The 18,137-nt window shown below is 62.0% G+C and carries 21 protein-coding genes; 11 read left to right on the top strand and 10 right to left on the bottom strand.

Annotated features, from left to right (window positions below):
- The first annotated feature begins 271 nt into the window (after window positions 1-271).
- From glnK to sutA, 4 genes are all read left to right on the top strand, one after another.
- Window positions 272-610, top strand: coding sequence for a P-II family nitrogen regulator (gene glnK / locus IF199_RS29125; RefSeq protein WP_002555808.1), 339 nt, complete (start codon window positions 272-274; stop codon window positions 608-610).
- Window positions 611-647: 37 nt separating this feature from the next.
- On the top strand, window positions 648-1,985 hold the full coding sequence (locus tag IF199_RS29120) for an ammonium transporter (RefSeq protein ID WP_096817333.1): 1,338 nt from the start codon (window positions 648-650) through the stop codon (window positions 1,983-1,985).
- A 216-nt stretch (window positions 1,986-2,201) separates the two neighbouring features.
- Window positions 2,202-2,627, top strand: coding sequence for a secondary thiamine-phosphate synthase enzyme YjbQ (locus tag IF199_RS29115; protein WP_085731425.1), 426 nt, complete (start codon window positions 2,202-2,204; stop codon window positions 2,625-2,627).
- A gap of 102 nt (window positions 2,628-2,729) precedes the next feature.
- Window positions 2,730-3,056: a transcriptional regulator SutA gene (sutA, locus tag IF199_RS29110; RefSeq protein ID WP_007951900.1), complete on the top strand. Its 327-nt coding sequence runs from the start codon at window positions 2,730-2,732 to the stop codon at window positions 3,054-3,056.
- Window positions 3,057-3,121: 65 nt separating this feature from the next.
- On the opposite strand, the gene IF199_RS29105 is transcribed toward sutA, so the two are convergent.
- From IF199_RS29105 to lptM, 6 genes are read right to left on the bottom strand one after another with little or no spacing between them, the layout of a single operon-like run.
- Window positions 3,122-3,826, bottom strand: a complete 705-nt coding sequence (locus IF199_RS29105; RefSeq protein WP_192559279.1) for an HAD family hydrolase — start codon at window positions 3,824-3,826, stop codon at window positions 3,122-3,124.
- Window positions 3,823-4,722 (bottom strand): tyrosine recombinase XerC, encoded by a 900-nt coding sequence (gene xerC / locus IF199_RS29100; RefSeq protein ID WP_192559278.1) that lies wholly within the window; start codon window positions 4,720-4,722, stop codon window positions 3,823-3,825. The genes IF199_RS29105 and xerC overlap by 4 nt, the downstream gene beginning before the upstream one ends.
- A gap of 2 nt (window positions 4,723-4,724) precedes the next feature.
- Window positions 4,725-5,450 (bottom strand): DUF484 family protein, encoded by a 726-nt coding sequence (locus tag IF199_RS29095; RefSeq protein WP_096817337.1) that lies wholly within the window; start codon window positions 5,448-5,450, stop codon window positions 4,725-4,727.
- Window positions 5,451-5,463: 13 nt separating this feature from the next.
- Window positions 5,464-6,294, bottom strand: coding sequence for a diaminopimelate epimerase (gene dapF / locus IF199_RS29090; RefSeq protein WP_096817338.1), 831 nt, complete (start codon window positions 6,292-6,294; stop codon window positions 5,464-5,466).
- A gap of 4 nt (window positions 6,295-6,298) precedes the next feature.
- Window positions 6,299-7,546 carry a diaminopimelate decarboxylase gene (lysA, locus tag IF199_RS29085; protein WP_096817340.1) on the bottom strand — a complete coding sequence of 416 codons (1,248 nt, stop codon included), beginning with the start codon at window positions 7,544-7,546 and terminating at the stop codon, window positions 6,299-6,301.
- Window positions 7,547-7,555: 9 nt separating this feature from the next.
- The gene (gene lptM, locus IF199_RS29080; RefSeq protein ID WP_085731736.1) at window positions 7,556-7,729 is read right to left on the bottom strand and encodes an LPS translocon maturation chaperone LptM; all 174 of its coding nucleotides are present in this window, start codon (window positions 7,727-7,729) and stop codon (window positions 7,556-7,558) included.
- A gap of 239 nt (window positions 7,730-7,968) precedes the next feature.
- On the opposite strand from lptM, the gene cyaY reads away from it, so the two are divergent.
- The 3 genes from cyaY to rnk all read left to right on the top strand — a co-directional run bounded on the left by cyaY (window position 7,969) and on the right by rnk (window position 9,069).
- Complete coding sequence (cyaY, locus tag IF199_RS29075; RefSeq protein WP_007951887.1) at window positions 7,969-8,301, top strand: iron donor protein CyaY; 333 nt, start codon at window positions 7,969-7,971, stop codon at window positions 8,299-8,301.
- A gap of 4 nt (window positions 8,302-8,305) precedes the next feature.
- Window positions 8,306-8,530 (top strand): DUF1289 domain-containing protein, encoded by a 225-nt coding sequence (locus tag IF199_RS29070; RefSeq protein WP_096817341.1) that lies wholly within the window; start codon window positions 8,306-8,308, stop codon window positions 8,528-8,530.
- A gap of 128 nt (window positions 8,531-8,658) precedes the next feature.
- Window positions 8,659-9,069 (top strand): nucleoside diphosphate kinase regulator, encoded by a 411-nt coding sequence (gene rnk / locus IF199_RS29065; protein ID WP_065258140.1) that lies wholly within the window; start codon window positions 8,659-8,661, stop codon window positions 9,067-9,069.
- Between the two features lie 7 nt (window positions 9,070-9,076).
- Here rnk and IF199_RS29060 read toward each other — a convergent pair whose 3' ends face one another.
- The 3 genes from IF199_RS29060 to IF199_RS29050 form a co-directional block, all read right to left on the bottom strand.
- On the bottom strand, window positions 9,077-11,920 hold the full coding sequence (locus IF199_RS29060; protein ID WP_096817343.1) for a class I adenylate cyclase: 2,844 nt from the start codon (window positions 11,918-11,920) through the stop codon (window positions 9,077-9,079).
- Window positions 11,921-12,114: 194 nt separating this feature from the next.
- Window positions 12,115-12,360 (bottom strand): TIGR02647 family protein, encoded by a 246-nt coding sequence (locus tag IF199_RS29055; RefSeq protein ID WP_007951883.1) that lies wholly within the window; start codon window positions 12,358-12,360, stop codon window positions 12,115-12,117.
- 191 nt (window positions 12,361-12,551) lie between these two features.
- Window positions 12,552-12,836: a hypothetical protein gene (locus tag IF199_RS29050; protein WP_102620727.1), complete on the bottom strand. Its 285-nt coding sequence runs from the start codon at window positions 12,834-12,836 to the stop codon at window positions 12,552-12,554.
- A gap of 123 nt (window positions 12,837-12,959) precedes the next feature.
- On the opposite strand from IF199_RS29050, the gene IF199_RS29045 reads away from it, so the two are divergent.
- A complete protein-coding gene (locus IF199_RS29045) occupies window positions 12,960-13,619 on the top strand; it encodes a glutathione S-transferase family protein (protein ID WP_096817345.1) in 660 nt (219 codons plus the stop codon).
- Window positions 13,620-13,679: 60 nt separating this feature from the next.
- Here the strand turns inward: IF199_RS29045 and argH are convergent, their stop codons facing one another.
- Window positions 13,680-15,074: an argininosuccinate lyase gene (gene argH, locus IF199_RS29040; RefSeq protein WP_192559277.1), complete on the bottom strand. Its 1,395-nt coding sequence runs from the start codon at window positions 15,072-15,074 to the stop codon at window positions 13,680-13,682.
- A 471-nt stretch (window positions 15,075-15,545) separates the two neighbouring features.
- On the opposite strand from argH, the gene IF199_RS29035 reads away from it, so the two are divergent.
- From IF199_RS29035 to IF199_RS29025, 3 genes are all read left to right on the top strand, one after another.
- Window positions 15,546-16,292: a LytR/AlgR family response regulator transcription factor gene (locus tag IF199_RS29035; protein WP_096817349.1), complete on the top strand. Its 747-nt coding sequence runs from the start codon at window positions 15,546-15,548 to the stop codon at window positions 16,290-16,292.
- 138 nt (window positions 16,293-16,430) lie between these two features.
- Window positions 16,431-17,372, top strand: a complete 942-nt coding sequence (gene hemC / locus IF199_RS29030) for a hydroxymethylbilane synthase (protein ID WP_096817351.1) — start codon at window positions 16,431-16,433, stop codon at window positions 17,370-17,372.
- Entirely contained in the window at window positions 17,369-18,136 is a 768-nt protein-coding gene (locus IF199_RS29025; RefSeq protein ID WP_192559276.1) for a uroporphyrinogen-III synthase, read from the top strand. The genes hemC and IF199_RS29025 overlap by 4 nt, the downstream gene beginning before the upstream one ends.
- The last annotated feature ends 1 nt before the right edge of the window (window position 18,137 follow it).

Raw genomic sequence — 18,137 nt, 5'->3', positions numbered from 1 at the left:
ATGGCATCTTCGGCAGCGGCCAAGGGATTGAAATCAGGGGATTTTGGCGAGATGGCAAGCTTTCTGCTTAGTCGGTAGTGACCCATGCACTGATGCAGTCGCTGTGACGAATGCAGTGCGGCAGGCGGAGCGGGGAGTTTCGTCAGCAGCGGTTAGCTGGCGTCAGTCGGGCAGGTAGGGCCGACGATGCGTTACAAAGCCAGGCACTGCGCTTAGACTTGAGTCGGGTTTGTTTTCCTGGGGCAAGTCCACCAATTCGGGAGAGAGTTTCATGAAGCTAGTCACTGCCATCATCAAGCCGTTCAAGTTGGACGACGTGCGCGAGTCGCTGTCCGAAATCGGCGTGCAGGGCATTACCGTTACTGAAGTCAAAGGCTTCGGGCGGCAGAAGGGTCACACCGAGCTGTATCGCGGCGCGGAGTACGTGGTCGATTTTCTGCCCAAGGTGAAAATCGACGTTGCCATCGACGACAAGGATCTGGATCGGGTTATCGAGGCGATAACCAAGGCTGCCAACACCGGCAAGATCGGTGACGGCAAGATCTTCGTGGTCAATCTGGAACAGGCGATTCGCATCCGTACCGGCGAAACCGATACCGACGCGATCTAAACGCCGCCACAAACCCAACGCCCCAGGAGAAAACAATATGACTCTGCGTAAATTCGCAGGGCTAGGCGCCCTGTTGTCCATCGTAATGCCCGGCCTGGCTTTGGCGGCAGATCCGGTGGCGCCTCCAGTCCTCAATTCCGGCGATACCGCCTGGATGCTGACCTCGACGGCCCTCGTGCTGTTCATGACCATTCCCGGCCTCGCGCTGTTCTACGGCGGCATGGTTCGGTCGAAAAACATTCTTTCCGTGATGATGCAGTGCTTCGCCATTACCGGCCTGGTCACCATCCTGTGGTTCCTTTATGGCTACAGCATGGCGTTCGACACCACCGGGATGGAAGCCAACGTCGTCAACTTCAACTCCTTCGTCGGCAGCTTCGGCAAGGCCTTCCTCGCGGGCATCACGCCTGCCAGCATTACTGGCCCGGCGGCGCTGTTCCCTGAAGCCGTGTTCGTCACTTACCAGATGACGTTCGCCATCATCACCCCGGCGCTGATCGTCGGTGCCTTCGCCGAGCGTATGAAGTTCTCCGCGATGCTGGTGTTCATGGGCGTCTGGTTCACCCTGGTGTATGCACCGATCGCGCACATGGTCTGGAGCGGTCCGGGCTCGCTGCTGGGTGACTGGGGCGTGCTCGACTTCGCCGGCGGCACCGTGGTGCACATCAACGCCGGTATCGCCGGTCTGGTGGCGTGCCTGGTGCTGGGCAAGCGCAAAGGCTTCCCGACCACCCCGATGGCGCCGCACAACCTCGGTTACACCCTGATGGGCGCCGCCATGCTGTGGGTTGGCTGGTTCGGCTTCAACGCCGGTTCCGCCGCCGCCGCCAACGGCACTGCCGGCATGGCGATGCTGGTCACCCAGATCGCCACCGCCGCCGCTGCACTGGGCTGGATGTTCGCCGAGTGGATCACCCACGGCAAACCTAGCGCACTGGGTATCGCTTCGGGTGTGGTTGCTGGTCTGGTAGCAATCACTCCGGCAGCCGGCACCGTGGGCCCGATGGGCTCGCTGATCATCGGTCTGGCCGCCGGCGTGGTGTGCTTCTTCTGCGCCACCACCCTGAAACGCAAACTCGGCTATGACGACTCCCTGGACGCCTTCGGCGTGCACGGTATCGGCGGTATCCTCGGCGCGATCCTGACTGGTGTGTTCGCCGCTCCAGCGCTGGGTGGCTTCGGCACCGTCACCGACATCGCCGCACAAGTCTGGATTCAGTGCAAAGGCGTCGGCTTCACGGTGATCTACACCGCGATCGTCACCTTCATCATCCTCAAGGTGCTGGATGCCGTGATGGGTCTGCGTGCTACCGAGGAAGAAGAATCGGTGGGCCTGGACCTGGCACAGCACAACGAGCGCGGCTACAACCTGTAAGTACGCGCCTCAAAAAAACTTGCCCGGTTCGCCGGGCATTTTTTTGTCCGGGATTTGTCATCCTTGAGATGGCTGTAAGGATTTTTCGTACTGCTTTGGTCGTGTTTACGACGGGTGTTTTTCTACGGCCAATGGCTTACATCATTGAAGGAATATTAGGGCCTTTGTTTTTTTTCAGAGCGCGCTAGAATGCGCCCCGAACGTGCGGAGAACTGTATGTGGCAACAGACTCTGATAACCCTTCGGGCACGGCCCCGGGGCTTTCATCTGGTAACGGAAGAGTTGCTCGCCGGACTGCCTGAACTCAAGGCATGCCGGGTCGGTCTGTTGCATTTGTGGCTGCAGCATACCTCGGCGTCGTTGACCATCAACGAGAACGCCGATCCGGCGGTACGTCGCGACTTCGAACGATTTTTCAATCGTCTGATCCCACAAGGAACAGACGGCTATGAGCATAACGACGAAGGCCTGGACGACCTCCCGGCGCACTTCAAGGCCAGCGTGCTGGGCTGTCAGATCAGCCTGCCGGTTTCGGCGGGTCGGCTGGCACTGGGCACCTGGCAAGGCGTTTACCTGGGCGAGCACCGCGATCATGGCGGTGCCCGTAAAGTCCTCGCCACCTTGCACGGTGAAGAGGCATAAACCGTTGGTCACCAATGGTTACCGATTTTTTTACGGCGACTTTCGACAGTCGCCAAAGCTGGTCTATAACTAATCTGCTTTTCGCAAGTCATGAGGTAGAACATGAGCGACGATGATCTGGAAAACGACGACCTCGAAGTAGGCGACGAAGACGAGGCCGAGGACGGTCTGGAAGCAGCAGCGGAAGACGTTGCTGAAGACGATGGCGGTGACGATACGCCGGCCCCGGCTGCCAAAGGCAAGGCCAAGGCTGCGGTGTCGGTCGATGAGTTGCCGAGCATCGAAGCCAAGAACAAGGAGCGCGATGCCCTGGCCAAGGCCATGGAAGAGTTCCTTGCGCGCGGCGGCAAGGTGCAGGAAGTGGAGGCCAATGTGGTCGCCGATCCGCCCAAGAAGCCGGACAACAAGTACGGCAGCCGCCCTATCTGAGGCGTGCCGCTTGCTTGCTGGAAAAGCCCGCCGTCGCTGCGGGCTTTTTCATGGGCGAAAGAAACCTAGCCGCGGCTGTTCCAGCGGGCGAGAACAGCCGGTAGATCGGTCAGGCTGCGAATCTCGGCATCCGGCAAGCGTTCTGCTTCCCAGACCTTGCCTGCCGGGTTGAACCAGATCGCACGCAAGCCGGCCTGCTGCGCCCCGGCGATGTCATCTCCCGGGTGATCGCCGATATGCACCGCCGCTTCAGCGCTCACGCCGCCGCGTTGCAGGGCTTCATGGAACAGTCGCGCATCGGGCTTGGCGATGCCGATGTCTTCGGCGCACAGCGCAAACTTGAAGTAATCCGCCAGCCCGAGGCGGCGTACATCGGCGTTGCCATTGGTGACCACGCCAAGGGCGTAATGCTTGGCGAGTGTTTCCAGGATCGGCTCGACTTCCGGGAACACCTCGATCTGATGCCGGGCATGCAGAAACACTTCGAAACTCTTGTCCGCCAGCGCCGAGGCTTCACCGTGGGCATAACCGGCTTCTTCAAGGGCGTGGAACAGCACCCGCCGACGCAACGCACTGATGCGGTGCTTGAGTTCCGGCTCGTTGGCCAGCACCCGTTCGCGGATCGACCACAGATGTTCCACCGGCACCGCGCCCAGATTCGGCGCATGTTCGCTCAGCCATTCGCGCAAAACCGCTTCGGCGCTGACGATCACCGGGGCGGTGTCCCACAGGGTGTCGTCGAGGTCGAAGGTGATCAACTGGATGCTCATGAATCGTCGCCTTTCATGCGTTTGGCCCGTGGATGGGCGCTGTCGTAGACCGCCGCCAGGTGCTGGAAGTCCAGGTGGGTATAGATCTGGGTGGTCTTGATGTCCGAGTGGCCGAGCAGTTCCTGCACGGCGCGCAGGTCCTGGGAGGACTCCAGCAAATGGCTGGCAAAGGAGTGCCGCAGCATGTGCGGGTGCAGGTTCTGCCCCAGTTCGCGCTCGCCGGCCAGTTTGACCCGCACCTGAATTGCGCGCGGGCCGAGGCGTCGGCCTTGCTGGCTGACGAACACCGCATCGTCCGCCGGGTTGGTCAGCGCTCGCAGTGGCAGCCATTGCTCCAGTGCTTCTCGGGCCTTTTTGCCCACGGGCAACAGGCGCGTCTTGCTGCCTTTGCCGAGCACTTGAACCATGCCGTCGGCGAGGTCCAGTTGATCGAGATTGAGCCCGGTCAGCTCCGACAGGCGCAGGCCGGAGGAGTAGAACAACTCCAGAATCGCCTGATCACGTCGAGCGAGAAAATCGTCTTCCACGGCGCCTTCGAGCAGTTGCAGGGCGCGATCGGTATCGAGGGTTTTCGGCAGGCGGCGTTCGCCTTTTGGCGGCGCCAGGCCAGTCGCCGGGTCGTGATCGCAAAGGCCTTCGCGATTCAGATAGTGATAGAGACCGCGCACCGCCGACAGCAGGCGCGCCAGGCTGCGCGAGGACTGGCCTTGCGCGTGCAGGCGGGCGATCAGGCCGCGCAGGCGCTGGATGTCCAGGGCCTGCCAGCTGCCGATGTTCTGTTTGTTGCACCAGCCGAGGACTTTATCGAGGTCGCGCCGGTAGGCCGACAGCGTGTGCGGCGACACCTGCCGCTCACTGCGCAGGTGTTCGCAGTAAGCGTCCAGTTGTCGTTCCATGGTCAGCGTACCGAGCGCAGGGAGCTGTTGACCCGTGGCAGCACGCGGCCCATGACTTCGGCGATGTAGCTGAGGAACAGCGTGCCGACCGAACTCTTGTAGTGCTGCGGATCACGGCTGGCGATGGCCAGAATCCCGTGGATGCCCTGGTGGCTGACCGCGACCACGGCGGTGGAGCCGATCTGCTTGCGCTGCTCTTCGCCGAACAGGAAGTCCAGCTCGTGTTCGCGCAGGCTGCCGCTGATGCTCTTGCCTTCGGTGAGCAGGCCGCCGATGGCGGTTTGCGCGTCGGCGTGGGTCACCCAGCGGCCGACCGGAGCCGGGTTGTCGCCGAGCAGGATCAGGCTGACGAAGGGCACCTGGAAGTCCTGGCGCAGACTGTCTTCGACGCTGATCACCACGTCTTCCAGGGTGGCGGCGTCCATCAGGGCGAGGATCAGGCGGCGGGTCTTGTCGAACAGGCGATCGTTGTCCCGGGCGACGTCCATCAAGTGCGAGAGGCGATGACGCATTTCGATGTTGCGGTCGCGCAGGATGGACATCTGGCGCTCGACCAGCGACACGGTGTCACCGCGACGATGGGGGATGCGCAGGGACGGCAGCAGTTCTTCATGTTCGACGAAGAAGTCCGGATGAGCCTCCAGGTACGCGGCAACCGCTGCCGCCTCCAGGCTCTCGGACGCTGTTTCACCGGACTGTCGGGCGGGTACCTGAGGCTTATCGGTCATGGCTTCTGCTCACTCAAAGACGGACTTGTCCTTCGTATACACGCACTGCCGGACCGGTCATCAGCACCGGTTGGCCAGGGCCTGCCCATTCGATGGACAAGCGCCCGCCCGGCAGGTCGATCAGCAGTGGCGAATCCATCCACCCCTGGCTGATCGCAGCTACAGCAGCAGCGCAGGCGCCGGTGCCGCAGGCCTGGGTTTCCCCGGCGCCACGTTCCCAGACGCGCAGTTGTGCGCGATTACGGTCGATGACCTGGATAAAGCCGACGTTGACCCGAGCTGGAAAGCGCGGGTGGTGTTCGATTTTCGGACCCAGCTCATGCACCGGTGCGGTGTTGATGTCCTGCACGCGCAGCACGGCGTGGGGGTTGCCCATCGACACCGCTGCGAGCTCGACCGATGTACCGTCGACGTCGACCTGATAGCTCAGGGCCTGCTCGGTCGCCTGGAACGGAATATCCGCCGGTACCTGACGCGGGGCGCCCATGTTCACGCCGATCTGGCCGTCGTTACGCACGTCCAGTTCGATGATGCCGCCCTTGGTCTCGACGCGAATCAGACGCTTGGCGGTCAGGCGCTTGTCGAGCACGAAGCGTGCAAAGCAGCGCGCACCGTTGCCGCACTGTTCCACTTCGGAGCCGTCGGAGTTGAAAATCCGGTAACGGAAATCCACATCCGGATTGCTCGGCGCCTCGACGATCAGCAACTGGTCGAAACCGATGCCGGTGTGCCGGTCGCCCCACATTTTTGCGTGCTTGGGCTGAATGTGCGCGTGCTGGCTGACCAGGTCGAGGACCATGAAGTCGTTGCCCAGGCCGTGCATCTTGGTAAAACGCAGCAGCATGGGGTTACTCCGGCAGCAGGCTTTCGCCGGCAAACAGCTCGGCCACGGTCTCGCGGCGACGCACTTCAAACACCTGATCGCCATCTACCAGCACTTCGGCGGCACGGCCGCGAGTGTTGTAGTTGGAGCTCATCACAAAACCGTAGGCACCGGCCGAATGCACGGCCAGCAGGTCGCCTTCTTCCAGCGCCAGCTCTCGATCCTTGGCGAGGAAGTCGCCGGTCTCGCAGATCGGGCCGACCACGTCGTACTGGCGTGCGGCGGTGTCGCGCGGTTTGACCGCGGTCACGTCCATCCAGGCCTGGTACAGGGCCGGGCGGATCAGGTCGTTCATGGCGGCATCGACGATGGCGAAGTCTTTGTGCTCGGTGTGTTTGAGGTATTCGACCTGAGTCAGCAGCACGCCGGCGTTGGCGACGATGAAACGGCCCGGCTCGAACACCAGCGCCAGATCACGACCGTCGAGACGCTCGCGCACAGCCTTGATGTAGTCGGCGGCCAGCGGCGGCTCTTCATCGCGATAACGCACACCCAGGCCACCACCGAGATCGATGTGGCGCAGATGGATGCCGCAATCGCCCAGACGATCCACCAGATCCAGCAGGCGATCAAGGGCATCGAGGAACGGCGGCAGGGTGGTCAGTTGCGAGCCGATGTGGCAATCGACGCCAACCACTTCCAGGTTCGGCAGGTGCGCGGCACGCACGTACACGTCTTCGGCGTCGGCGATGGCGATGCCGAACTTGTTCTCTTTGAGACCGGTGGAAATGTACGGGTGGGTGCCGGCATCGACGTCCGGGTTCACGCGCAGCGAGATCGGCGCGACAACGCCCAGCTCGGCGGCGACCACTTGCAGGCGCTCCAGCTCGTCGGTGGATTCGACGTTGAAGCAATGCACGCCGACTTCCAGCGCGCGACGCATGTCGTCACGGGTCTTGCCGACGCCGGAGAACACGATCTTATCAGGGCTGCCGCCGGCGGCCAGGACGCGTTCCAGCTCGCCACGGGAAACGATGTCGAAACCGGCGCCGATGCGGGCCAGGACATTCAGTACGCCGAGGTTGGAGTTGGCCTTGACCGCGTAGCACACCAGGTGCGGCATGCCGGCCAGTGCATCGGCGTAAGCCAGGTACTGGGCTTCGATGTGGGCGCGGGAGTAGACGTAGGTCGGTGTGCCGAAGCGATCGGCGATGGCGGACAGCGCCACACCTTCCGCGAACAGCTCCCCGCCACGGTAGTTAAAAGCGTCCATGGCGATCCCTTAGTAAACGTCGTGCTTGTGTGCCTTGGAGGCAGGCTGCTTTTGCGAAGACTGGGCTTGTGCGGCCGGGTCCTGATCTTCATCGGGCAGGTACAGCGGGCCTTTCTGACCGCAGGCCGAAACGAGACAGGCAACCGCGACGAGCGCAGCAAGGGAAGAGATCAGGCGCTTCATGGCGAAATCCTTGAATATGCGTTAATTGCGCCGGAGTATACCGGCCACCCGGCAGCTTGCCTATGCGACGGAACTCCCGTCCGGCGGGGCTTGGGCTGCGGCGAAGAAACTTTTCCCGCGTGACGGGTGCATATTTCGTCGCCGGGCAGGGCGCTTGGTCGTTATCCTTTGCAATCGGCTGGCAGCGACCGTATCTTGCGGCGCTTGAGCCTGATCAGACATTTTTTGAGGTTGCCGCAATGAGTTTGTCCGAAGCCCGTTTCCACGATCTGGTCGATGAAACCCAGGAAAAACTGGAAGACATCTTCGACGACAGCGACCTGGACATCGACATGGAGAACTCGGCCGGTGTGCTGACCGTCAAGTTCGAGAACGGCACCCAGCTGATCTTCAGTCGTCAGGAACCGCTGCGTCAGCTGTGGCTGGCCGCTGTCTCCGGTGGTTTCCACTTCGACTACGACGAAGAAAGCGAACGCTGGATGTGCGACAAGAGCGAAGAGCAGTTGGGCGAGATGCTCGAGCGCATCGTCAAGCAGCAGGCCGGTACAGAATTCGATTTCGAAGGCCTGTGATTTCGTGACTGACACCGCGCCCGCCCGTCCGCCGAAGCCGCTCTACAGCAACGTCAGCCCGGCCGTGCCTTCGCCGTGCACCGGCGTGTGTCGGCTGGATGAGCAGAAGGTCTGTCTCGGCTGCATGCGCCATGTCGAAGACATCCGCGAGTGGCGCTCGGCCGATGACGAGCGCCGCCGGGTAATCTGCGCGCAGGCGATGCAACGCCGACAGCTCGCCGGAGCGTAGCTTGTATATTTTTTGAGCTGTGATAGTGTCCGGAAACGCCTCAACCCATCGAGGCCTGGTGAAAACCCCGTCTTTTTTGGCGGGGTTTTGCTTTTTTTGTGTGCAGAAGAAAGGAGTCTGCCCGGATCATGACCGCACCTTCCATCACCCTTACCCGTCTGGACGTGCAACGTCTGGAGCGCCTGATCGACAGCCTGGATGACACGCTGCCGGGCGTGATCGCGCTGCAAACCGAACTGGACCGCGCCGATACGCTGGTCGGCCACGATGAAGTGCCCGCCGATGTCGTGACGATGAATTCCCGTGTGCATTGTCGCGAAGAGGGCAGTGGCAAGGACTATCACCTGACTCTGGTTTATCCGAAGCACGCCAACGCCGATGAAGGCAAAATCTCGATCCTGGCCCCGGTCGGCAGTGCGCTGCTGGGCCTGAAAGTCGGCCAGCACATCGACTGGCCGGCACCGGGCGGCAAGACCCTGAAGCTGACCCTGCTGGAAGTCGAATCGCAGCCGGCCAACGGCGGCGACTTCCCGGAATAACCCCGCCTCAGACCTGCTCGAGCGCCTCGTTCAGAGAGCGCTCCAGGTCAGCCTTGTAACGCAGATACAGATTGCTCGAACTCTGCCCGTCACCGATCACACCCGAGAGATCGAGGTCGGTGATGTAGCAGCGGTAGCGCTCGGTTTCCCGGCGCTGCCCGACAATCTCCCGGGCGACCACGCTGAACAGCTGGTCGCCATGTTCCAGCTCGCTGAATTCCCGCTGATTGCAATACAACGTGACCTGCACTTCGCCCGGTGCGGCTTTGCCGATGATCGCCTGCACGTCGTAGAACGGCTTGTTGACCGGGGTCTGCGGTGCCGGGCGCATTTCGACGCGTCGCGCGCGTCCCGGTCCTGATGGCAATAACTGGTAATACAAGATTTCAAGGCTGGCGGCGTGGTTCGAGTCCATCGGCAGCAGTGCTTCGCGACGGAACTGGATCGATTGCAGGAACCGTTGCAACGGCACCAACAGGCTTTGCTCGTCGTGATAGGGCAAGTGTTGTTGCCACAGCGCATTGAATTCGTCGAGCACGTACAGCTCGGCCGTTTGTTCGGTGATCCGGTAGAACACCTGAATGCATTCGGGCTGGCCCATCGGCAGGATCAGCGCGAGGTCGTGGTCTTCCAGCGCCATCGGGTCCAGGTGCAGCGGGCTGTAGCGCGGTTGCTCCTCGCCCAGGTAATCGAGCAGCGCCGGCAGGGTGGCGAGAGCGACATGGCTGACCTGGCCCGGAACCAGTTCCAGTACGTGATAGTGCTGTTGCACCTGAATCAGGTAGCGGTGATTCAGGTCGCTGAGCAGCAGGTTCTGAGCGGTGTCGACGATCTCTTCCACCCGGCGGGCGATGAATTGCGCACGGTTGTGGCAGAAGCAGCGCACCCGCAGCGATGGCTGCTGCGGCCCGCGCGGCAGGTTGTTGAGGTAGTCGCGCAGGCAATCGAGCAGCGCATGCGGGCCGTCGAAGCGATTGACCAGCACTTCGTTCCAGCTGTTGAGCGTGACCTGATCGAGGGTCAGCACCAGGTTTTCGCGCACGCCGGCATAGCTCAGGGAGTCCGTGCGCTCGGTGGTCATCAGGATGTTCAGGTCGCGGTGATGCTTGAGCGGGTCGACCCCGACATTCACCAGTATCAGCACTTCGCTCGGCACGCTGGCGTGCAGCAGCGGTTCTTCGGCAACGGTGGGCAAGGGCAGGGCGATGCTCTGTTGCAGGCTGCCGAGCAGGTTGAACAGCTCGAACTCGCTCAGGTCGCTGGTGCCGGGATGCAGGGCCAGTCGTGTGCTGCTATCGATTACGCCGTTGCGATGGCACCAGGTCAGCAGTTCCAGCAACTCGCGACTGCGCTTGATCGGTGCGAAGTGTTCCCACTCCAGCGCCGTCAGGCTGCCGTTGTACAGGCCCCACTGGGTTTGGCCCGGTTCCTTTTTGTTCGGCGACTGCACCAGGGTCAGGGTGTCTTCGGCCAGATCCGGGGCGATGCCGGGGTTGATGAACTCGACCTTGTCGGCCTTGCGTTCGAACGCGGCGTACAGGCGTCGGCCGAGAACGTTGAGATCACGTTTGTTGATCAGGCTGACAGTCTGCTCGGTGCGGGCGAACTGGGTGAGAAAGCGGTAGCTGTAGTTCAGCTCGTTGACCAGGGCCCGGCGCTCGGCGCTGACCTGACGGACTTTCCACTGACTGCGACTGTCGAGCAGCGCAAGCTGACGCTGGTCCCAGTGCCATTCGCTGGCCAGCCTTTCCAGCAACGAACGCTGCCAGCTTTGGGTGCGGCTGTTGCCGGTGAGCTTGCGGTTGACCTTGAGGTACAGCGCCCGACGCACCAGCTCAAGCCGCTCCGGTTCGTTGCGTGCGGTGAGGTATTCCTCGATCCGGCGGTAAACCACCATGTACGGATCCAGCTCGTCGAGGTCCAGCCGGTTGGCGAATACCGCCTGCTTGAAGCGCAGGCTCAGGCACTGCACCTGCGGGTGCTCGCTGGCGTAGACCTCGATCAGCAGTAGCTTGAGCACCGACTTGTAAGGCGATTCGATGCCCTTGAACAGCTGCCACAGCCCGGCGCCCACGAATTCGCCCGGGGGAATGTGCGCCAGCGGCCCCAGGTCGAGGGTTTCATCGTTGCGGATAAAGCGTTTGGACAGCAGCGTGTGGGTGTACTGATCGTAGGCCCGTTCTTCGTAGACCGGCACCAGCCACCAGATCGGCGTACGCCCGGCCAGCCAGATCGCGGTGCGGTAGAACTCGTCCAGCAGCAGATAATGCTGGGTGGTGCCGCAATCCTCGGAACTGAGCTGGGTATCGCGCTCGCCTTTGACGAAGCGTGTCGGGTCGATCAGGAAGAAATGCGCCTCTGCGCCCTGGCTCGCGGCCCAGACCTCGAGCAACTGGCATTTTTTACGCAGCTCGGCGAGTTCGCTGTCGCTCAGGTCGGGGGCGTGGCACACCCACACGTCCATGTCGCTCTGGTCGGCCTGGGCGAGGGTGCCGAGGCTGCCCATCAGGAACAGGCCATGAATCGGCCGTGGCGGATTGCTGCCGTGGCGCGGCTTATAGGAAAACGAACGCGTCAGGCGCTGGGCTTCGGTGAGGGCGTCGGCGTCCGGCTCGTAATTCGACAGTCCGGCCGGCGTGCTGCCCGAAACATAGCCGGGCAACAGCGGATGATTGACGTGGAAAAACAGCGGCAGCAAGGTCAGCACGCTTTGCTGGCGCGTCGACAGGCCTTCCAGCGCCCGGCTCAGGCGGCCTTCGTTGAGTTTCAGAAAGCGTGCGCGCAGCTGGCTGAGTACCTTGCGGTCGATTCCCTCGTCCAGGTCGGGGCGGATTTCATGGGTACGGGTCATGTCGACTCAAACCGGCTCGCAGGGCTCGGAGGCAGAGGGTCACGGAATGCGGGGGAGTTTAGCGCCTGTGCAGCGCGAGCATTAAGCTGAATTTGTTTTTTGACGTCAGATTTCCACCGCGTGGCGATGGCTTGCAGCCGGGCTGGCCCGCGGAAATCCCGTGGCAGAGGTTTCCGTGGGCAAAGTCGGGAGGATCAGGCGGTTTGTTGCTCTTTCAGAATCGTCAGTACGGTTTGCACGTTTTGTGCGGCATCGCGACCGAGGCTGGTCAGGTAACCGCCATCAGGCTGGTCTGTCAGTTCTTTTTCAAAGAGGCGTTGGGCAGCAGCAATGTGCTTCGGGGCAGCGGTCTGATGAATTTTCAGGCCTTCCTGGGAACTGTCCAGGTTGAAGAGTGCGAGGACTTCCAGTTCGGCAACCAACTCAGGGGTAAGCGACATAAGGACTCCAGACTTTCTAGGAATTGGACGACAGCGCCCCTAAGGTGAACCTGCCGGCGCGACCTGTCCAGTGTGCGTCGGGGTTTTTGTCTCGGGGGTGGATTCCAGTGTAGTCAGGGGCCGGGAGAAGGCCGCAGAGATGGGTGACAAATTGTGTGGGAGCAGAGCTGCTCCCACATCGGGTTGCCCGGTTAAGCCTTTTCCGGTGGCAACTCGGGCAGTGCACGAAGGGCCGCTTCGTACCATTCGGTATTGAACGCGCGGTCGTCATCGAGCATGGCGTCGATCTCGTAAGCCAGCACGTGGGCCATCAGATTCAGGATGTCTTCGCGCTCATAACCGACCAGCGTCAGCTTGTTGAACGTCGCCTTGGCCGCTGGCGGGTTGTCGCTTTCGATCTGGTTTTCGATGGCTTCGATCAAAGTGCTCTCGGTGAACTCTTCTTCGTCGTTATCGATGTCTGTCGGCTCGCTCATGGCAGGCTCCTCAAGGAAAGGCGCCAGTTTACCCGCATTCAGCGGCGTGATGCTGCTGGCAGGATTCCCCGGAGCGATCTATAAACAGGCACTGCCCACCCCGCACGGCCTGGAGGCTATGTGATGTTCAAGCTCTACGGATTCTCAGTCAGCAACTACTACAACATGGTCAAACTGGCGCTGCTGGAAAAAGGCCTGCCGTTCGAGGAAGTCACGTTCTACCCGACGCCTACGCCTGAGTCTCTGGCCATCAGCCCGCGCGGCAAGGTGCCGGTGCTGGGCGCCGAAGGTGGCTACATCAACGAAACGATGGTGATGCTCGAATACCTCGAAAGCACTCAGAAGGGTGTCTCGCTGCTGCCGAGCGATCCGTTTGCGCGCGCCCAAGTGCTGGCGGTGGCCAAGGAAATCGAGCTGTACATCGAGTTGCCGGCCCGTGCCTGTTACGGCGAAGCGTTTTTCGGCGCGGCGCTGCCGGAGGCGATCAAGGAGAAGACCAAGGCTGAATTGCTGCTGGGGTTTGCGGCGCTGGGCCGTCACGGCAAGTTTGCCCCGTATGTGGCGGGCGACAGCCTGAGTATTGCGGATTTGTACTTCCTCTACAGCGTGCCGCTGGCGGCTGCGGTGGGGCACAAGCTGTTCGGTCTGGATCTGCTGGCGGACATGCCGAAGGCCAAGGCGCTGCTGGAGCGACTTGAACAGAATCCGCATGTGCAGAAGATCGCAGCGGACAAGGAAGCGGCGATGCCGACGTTTTTGGCGATGATCGCGGCCAAAAAGTAGAAGTTTTGTTCTGAAACAAGTTCGCGGGCAAGTCGATAGTTCGACTTGCCCGCGATGCTTTTAGCGGCTGGCGATCAGCGCCTGGCCGCGAGCTACGGCAGCCTTGACCTGCGCCGGCGCAGTGCCGCCGATGTGGTCACGGGCATTCACCGAGCCTTCCAGGGTCAGCACGGCAAACACGTCCTGCTCTATCTGGTCGCTGAACTGACGCAGTTCTTCCAGGCTCATTTCCGCCAGATCCTTGCCGGTGTCGACGCCGTATTTCACGGCATGGCCGACGATCTCGTGGCAGTCACGGAACGGCAGGCCACGGCGAACCAGATAGTCGGCCAGATCGGTGGCGGTGGAGAAGCCGCGCAGCGCTGCTTCACGCATGATCGCGTGCTTCGGTTTGATCGCCGGGATCATGTCGGCAAAGGCACGCAGCGAGTCGCGCAGGGTGTCGGCGGCGTCGAACAGCGGCTCCTTGTCTTCCTGATTGTCCTTGTTGTAGGCCAGCGGCTGGCCTTTCATCAGGGTCAGCAGGCCCATCAGCGCGCCGAACACACGGCCGGTCTTGCCACGTACCAGTTCTGGCACGTCGGGGTTTTTCTTTTGCGGCATGATCGAGCTGCCGGTGCAGAAGCGGTCCGGCAGATCGATGAACTGGAACTGCGCGCTGGTCCACAGCACCAGCTCTTCGGAGAAGCGCGACAAGTGCATCATCGCGATGCTCGCGGCCGAGCAGAATTCGATGGCGAAGTCACGGTCGGACACGTTGTCCAGCGAGTTGCCGCCGACAGCGTCGAAGCCCAGCAGTTGCGCGGTGTATTCGCGGTCGATCGGGTAGGTGGTGCCGGCCAGCGCGGCACTGCCCAGCGGCATGCGGTTGGTGCGCTTGCGGCAGTCGATCAGGCGCTCGTAGTCGCGGCTGAGCATTTCGAACCAGGCCAGCATGTGGTGCCCGAAGGTCACAGGCTGGGCGGTCTGCAGGTGAGTGAAGCCCGGCATGATGCTGCCGGCTTCGCGCTCGGCTTGCTCCAGCAGGCCTTTTTGCAGGCGGGTGATCTCGGCCAGGATCAGGTCGATTTCGTCGCGCAGCCACAGGCGGATGTCGGTGGCGACCTGGTCGTTGCGGCTGCGGCCGGTGTGCAGCTTCTTGCCGGTGATGCCGATGCGGTCGGTCAGGCGTGCCTCGATGTTCATGTGCACGTCTTCGAGGTCCACGCGCCAGTCGAACTGGCCGGCCTCGATTTCACCCTGGATGGTCTTCAGGCCATCGATGATGCTGTCGCGCTCGGCATCCGTCAGCACGCCGACCTTGGCCAGCATGGTGGCGTGGGCGATCGAGCCCATGATGTCGTGGCGATACAGGCGCTGGTCGAAAGTGACGGAGGCGGTGAAGCGGGCGACGAAGGCGTCGACGGGTTCACTGAAGCGGCCGCCCCAGGACTGATTGGTCTTGTCAGTGCTCATGAATTCGCTCGTATCGGCTTGAAGAAAGAAGGCGTGAAACGCTGGCGCGGATAATAACAGGGTTGCCAATCCTGTCGCTGACACTGGTCGATACGTTTTTTTCTCATGTCGAGGTTCATAGTCGCCGCCGGTTCCGGGGGATTTGCTCAAGGATATTTTCCGATTGAGCAATATCGGCCCGGCGAGCGTCTACAGTAGGACTAAGGGTCGGCGCAACTGTGGATCGCGCAAAGGTCTGGCCGCCGACTATAAGAAGAGAGGGGTGGGTGTATTGACCATCGGCATACCCTGCGTAAAACGCAGACAGCAGCGAGCTTTGAGTGGTGCGTCCCGGGTGTCGGCAAATATTGCCGGCCGACGTACGGCACTTTTTGGCGCTCGCGCTAGTCTTAGCGTGGATCGCGGTGACGGACGTCACTCCACTTGTCTACGCTATCCTTGTGCGAGACTCACGCAGGAATCCAGCGCAATATGAATGTCCTGATCGTTGATGACGAACCACTGGCCCGCGAGCGCCTCGCCCGAATGGTGAGCGAGCTCGAGGGCTACACAGTCCTGGAGCCCAGCGCCACCAATGGCGAAGAGGCGTTGGCACTGATCGACAGCCACAAGCCGGATATCGTGCTGCTCGATATCCGCATGCCAGGCCTTGATGGCCTGCAAGTGGCTGCCCGCCTGTGCGAACGCGAAACCCCGCCCGCCGTGGTGTTTTGCTCCGGTATCGATGAATTTGCCTTGGAGGCCCTGCAGGCCAGTGCCGTGGGCCATGTGGTGAAACCCGTGCGAACCGAACATCTGCAGGAAGCCCTGAAAAGGGCCGAACGTCCGAATCGGGCTCAGCTTTCAGCCCTGACGCGTCCCGCCGCCGAAAGCGGCACCGGCCCGCGCAGCCACATCAGCGCCCGAACCCGAAAAGGCATCGAGCTGATCCCGCTGGATCAGGTGGTGTACTTCATTGCCGACCACAAATACGTGACCTTGCGCCATGAAACCGGTGAAGTCCTGCTGGACGAGCCCCTCAAGGCCCTGGAAGACGAATTCGGCGAGCGCTTCGTGCGGATCCACCGCAATGCGCTGGTCGCCCGCGACCGCATCGAGCGACTGCAACGCACTCCGCTGGGCCATTTCCAGTTGTTCCTCAAGGGACTGAACGGTGACGCGCTGATCGTCAGTCGCCGACATGTGGCGGGCGTACGCAAAATGATGCAAGGGCTTTAGTCCGCAGGCGTCGGGCGGCTTTCCATTCTCTTCACCAGGCATTGCCGGCCAGGGAGGCCACGCCGTTTCTGATTCAAGTCAAAGTGGATTTGGCTGAGCTGTTATTATCCGCCGTATCTATTCAGTACGGATTGATCCATGTCCTCTCGCGAAATCCGCATCGCCACCCGCAAAAGTGCACTGGCCCTCTGGCAGGCCGAATACGTCAAAGCCCGTCTGGAAGCAGCCCACCCGGGACTGCTGGTGACACTGGTGCCCATGGTCAGTCGCGGCGACAAGCTGCTCGATTCCCCCCTGTCGAAAATCGGCGGCAAGGGTCTGTTCGTCAAGGAACTGGAAACCGCGCTGCTGGAAAACGAAGCCGACATCGCCGTCCATTCGATGAAAGACGTGCCGATGGACTTCCCCGAAGGCCTCGGACTGTTCTGCATCTGCGAGCGCGAAGACCCGCGTGACGCCTTTGTCTCCAATAACTATTCCAGCCTCGATGCATTGCCTGCCGGCAGCATCGTGGGCACCTCCAGTCTGCGTCGCCAGGCGCAGTTGCTGACCCGCCGTCCCGACCTGGAAATCCGTTTCCTGCGCGGTAACGTCAATACCCGTCTGGCCAAACTCGATGCCGGCGAGTACGACGCGATCATTCTCGCGGCGGCCGGTCTGATCCGTCTCGGTTTCGAAGATCGCATCACCTCGGCGATCAGCGTCGATGACAGCCTGCCGGCCGGTGGCCAGGGCGCCGTCGGTATCGAATGCCGCAGTGCCGATACCGAAATCCATGCCTTGCTCGCGCCTTTGCATCACGCCGATACGGCTGACCGTGTGAGCGCCGAACGTGCACTCAACAAACACTTGAATGGCGGCTGCCAGGTGCCGATCGCCTGCTACGCCGTGCTTGAAGGCGAGCAGTTGTGGCTGCGTGGTCTGGTCGGCGAGCCGAGCGGCGGCAAGCTGCTCAGCGCCGAAGCCCGTGCGCCGCGCGCTGCCGCTGAAACGCTGGGCGTGCAAGTCGCTGAAGATTTACTCCGCCAGGGTGCCGCCGACATTCTCAAGGCTGTCTACGGCGAGGCAGGTCACGAGTGACTGCCTGGCGCCTGCTGCTGACGCGTCCCGCTGACGATTGCGAGGCGCTGGCCGAGGTGCTGGCCGGACAGGGGATTTTCAGCAGCTGCCTGCCGCTTTTGGAAATCGCGCCGCTGCCGGTCTCTGACACAATTCGCCAGACGTTTGCCCGGTTGTCGCGCTACAGCGCGGTGATCGTGGTCAGCAAACCGGCGGCGCGTATCGCTGTGCAATTGATGGATGCCGATGAGGCGTCGCTGCCGGCCATGCCCTGGTTCAGCGTTGGCGCGGCGACGGCGCAGATTCTTCGGGATCGGGGCCTGGATGCGCACTGCCCGGACGAGGGTGATGACAGCGAAGCCTTGCTGCAATTGCCGCGTCTGCTCGACGCCGTCGCACAGCCCGGCGCGCCGGTGTTGATCCTGCGCGGAGAGGGCGGTCGCGAGCTGCTGGCCGAGCGCCTGCGCGCGCTTGGTGCTAGTGTCGAGTATCTGGAACTGTACCGCCGTGACCTGCCGGACTATCCGCCGCGGGAACTGCCCCGACGGATTGAGGCGGAACGCCTGAACGGGCTGGTGGTCAGCAGTGGACAGGGTTTTGAGCACCTGCGCCAATTGGCCGGCGACACTTGGCCAGTGCTTGCGCAGATGCCGTTGTTTGTTCCAAGCCCAAGGGTCGCCGAGCAGGCACGTGCCGCCGGGGCCCGAACAGTTGTGGATTGTCGCGGCGCCAGTGCCGCGGCCTTGCTGACGGCGTTACGGGAGCATCCCGTGCCCGTTCTCTAAT

Origin of the sequence: Pseudomonas allokribbensis, from assembly GCF_014863605.1 — a bacterium.
Classification (GTDB): domain Bacteria; phylum Pseudomonadota; class Gammaproteobacteria; order Pseudomonadales; family Pseudomonadaceae; genus Aquipseudomonas; species Aquipseudomonas allokribbensis.
The sequence above is the reverse complement of the archived record's forward strand: the minus strand, read 5'-3'. Positions and strand labels throughout refer to the sequence as shown.

Excerpts from the sequence above, each read along its gene's own strand:
- IF199_RS29120 (WP_096817333.1), top strand. The coding sequence starts at position 648 with ATGACTCTGCGTAAATTCGCAGGGCTAGGCGCCCTGTTGTCCATCGTA.
- IF199_RS29115 (WP_085731425.1), top strand. The coding sequence starts at position 2,202 with ATGTGGCAACAGACTCTGATAACCCTTCGGGCACGGCCCCGGGGCTTT.
- IF199_RS29045 (WP_096817345.1), top strand. The coding sequence starts at position 12,960 with ATGTTCAAGCTCTACGGATTCTCAGTCAGCAACTACTACAACATGGTC.
- hemC (WP_096817351.1), top strand. The coding sequence starts at position 16,431 with ATGTCCTCTCGCGAAATCCGCATCGCCACCCGCAAAAGTGCACTGGCC.
- lptM (WP_085731736.1), bottom strand. The coding sequence starts at position 7,729 with ATGAAGCGCCTGATCTCTTCCCTTGCTGCGCTCGTCGCGGTTGCCTGT.
- xerC (WP_192559278.1), bottom strand. The coding sequence starts at position 4,722 with ATGGAACGACAACTGGACGCTTACTGCGAACACCTGCGCAGTGAGCGG.
- IF199_RS29060 (WP_096817343.1), bottom strand. The coding sequence starts at position 11,920 with ATGACCCGTACCCATGAAATCCGCCCCGACCTGGACGAGGGAATCGAC.
- IF199_RS29105 (WP_192559279.1), bottom strand. The coding sequence starts at position 3,826 with ATGAGCATCCAGTTGATCACCTTCGACCTCGACGACACCCTGTGGGAC.
- sutA (WP_007951900.1), top strand. The coding sequence starts at position 2,730 with ATGAGCGACGATGATCTGGAAAACGACGACCTCGAAGTAGGCGACGAA.
- cyaY (WP_007951887.1), top strand. The coding sequence starts at position 7,969 with ATGAGTTTGTCCGAAGCCCGTTTCCACGATCTGGTCGATGAAACCCAG.
- glnK (WP_002555808.1), top strand. The coding sequence starts at position 272 with ATGAAGCTAGTCACTGCCATCATCAAGCCGTTCAAGTTGGACGACGTG.
- dapF (WP_096817338.1), bottom strand. The coding sequence starts at position 6,294 with ATGCTGCTGCGTTTTACCAAGATGCACGGCCTGGGCAACGACTTCATG.
- IF199_RS29050 (WP_102620727.1), bottom strand. The coding sequence starts at position 12,836 with ATGAGCGAGCCGACAGACATCGATAACGACGAAGAAGAGTTCACCGAG.
- IF199_RS29095 (WP_096817337.1), bottom strand. The coding sequence starts at position 5,450 with ATGACCGATAAGCCTCAGGTACCCGCCCGACAGTCCGGTGAAACAGCG.
- IF199_RS29035 (WP_096817349.1), top strand. The coding sequence starts at position 15,546 with ATGAATGTCCTGATCGTTGATGACGAACCACTGGCCCGCGAGCGCCTC.
- lysA (WP_096817340.1), bottom strand. The coding sequence starts at position 7,546 with ATGGACGCTTTTAACTACCGTGGCGGGGAGCTGTTCGCGGAAGGTGTG.
- argH (WP_192559277.1), bottom strand. The coding sequence starts at position 15,074 with ATGAGCACTGACAAGACCAATCAGTCCTGGGGCGGCCGCTTCAGTGAA.
- rnk (WP_065258140.1), top strand. The coding sequence starts at position 8,659 with ATGACCGCACCTTCCATCACCCTTACCCGTCTGGACGTGCAACGTCTG.
- IF199_RS29055 (WP_007951883.1), bottom strand. The coding sequence starts at position 12,360 with ATGTCGCTTACCCCTGAGTTGGTTGCCGAACTGGAAGTCCTCGCACTC.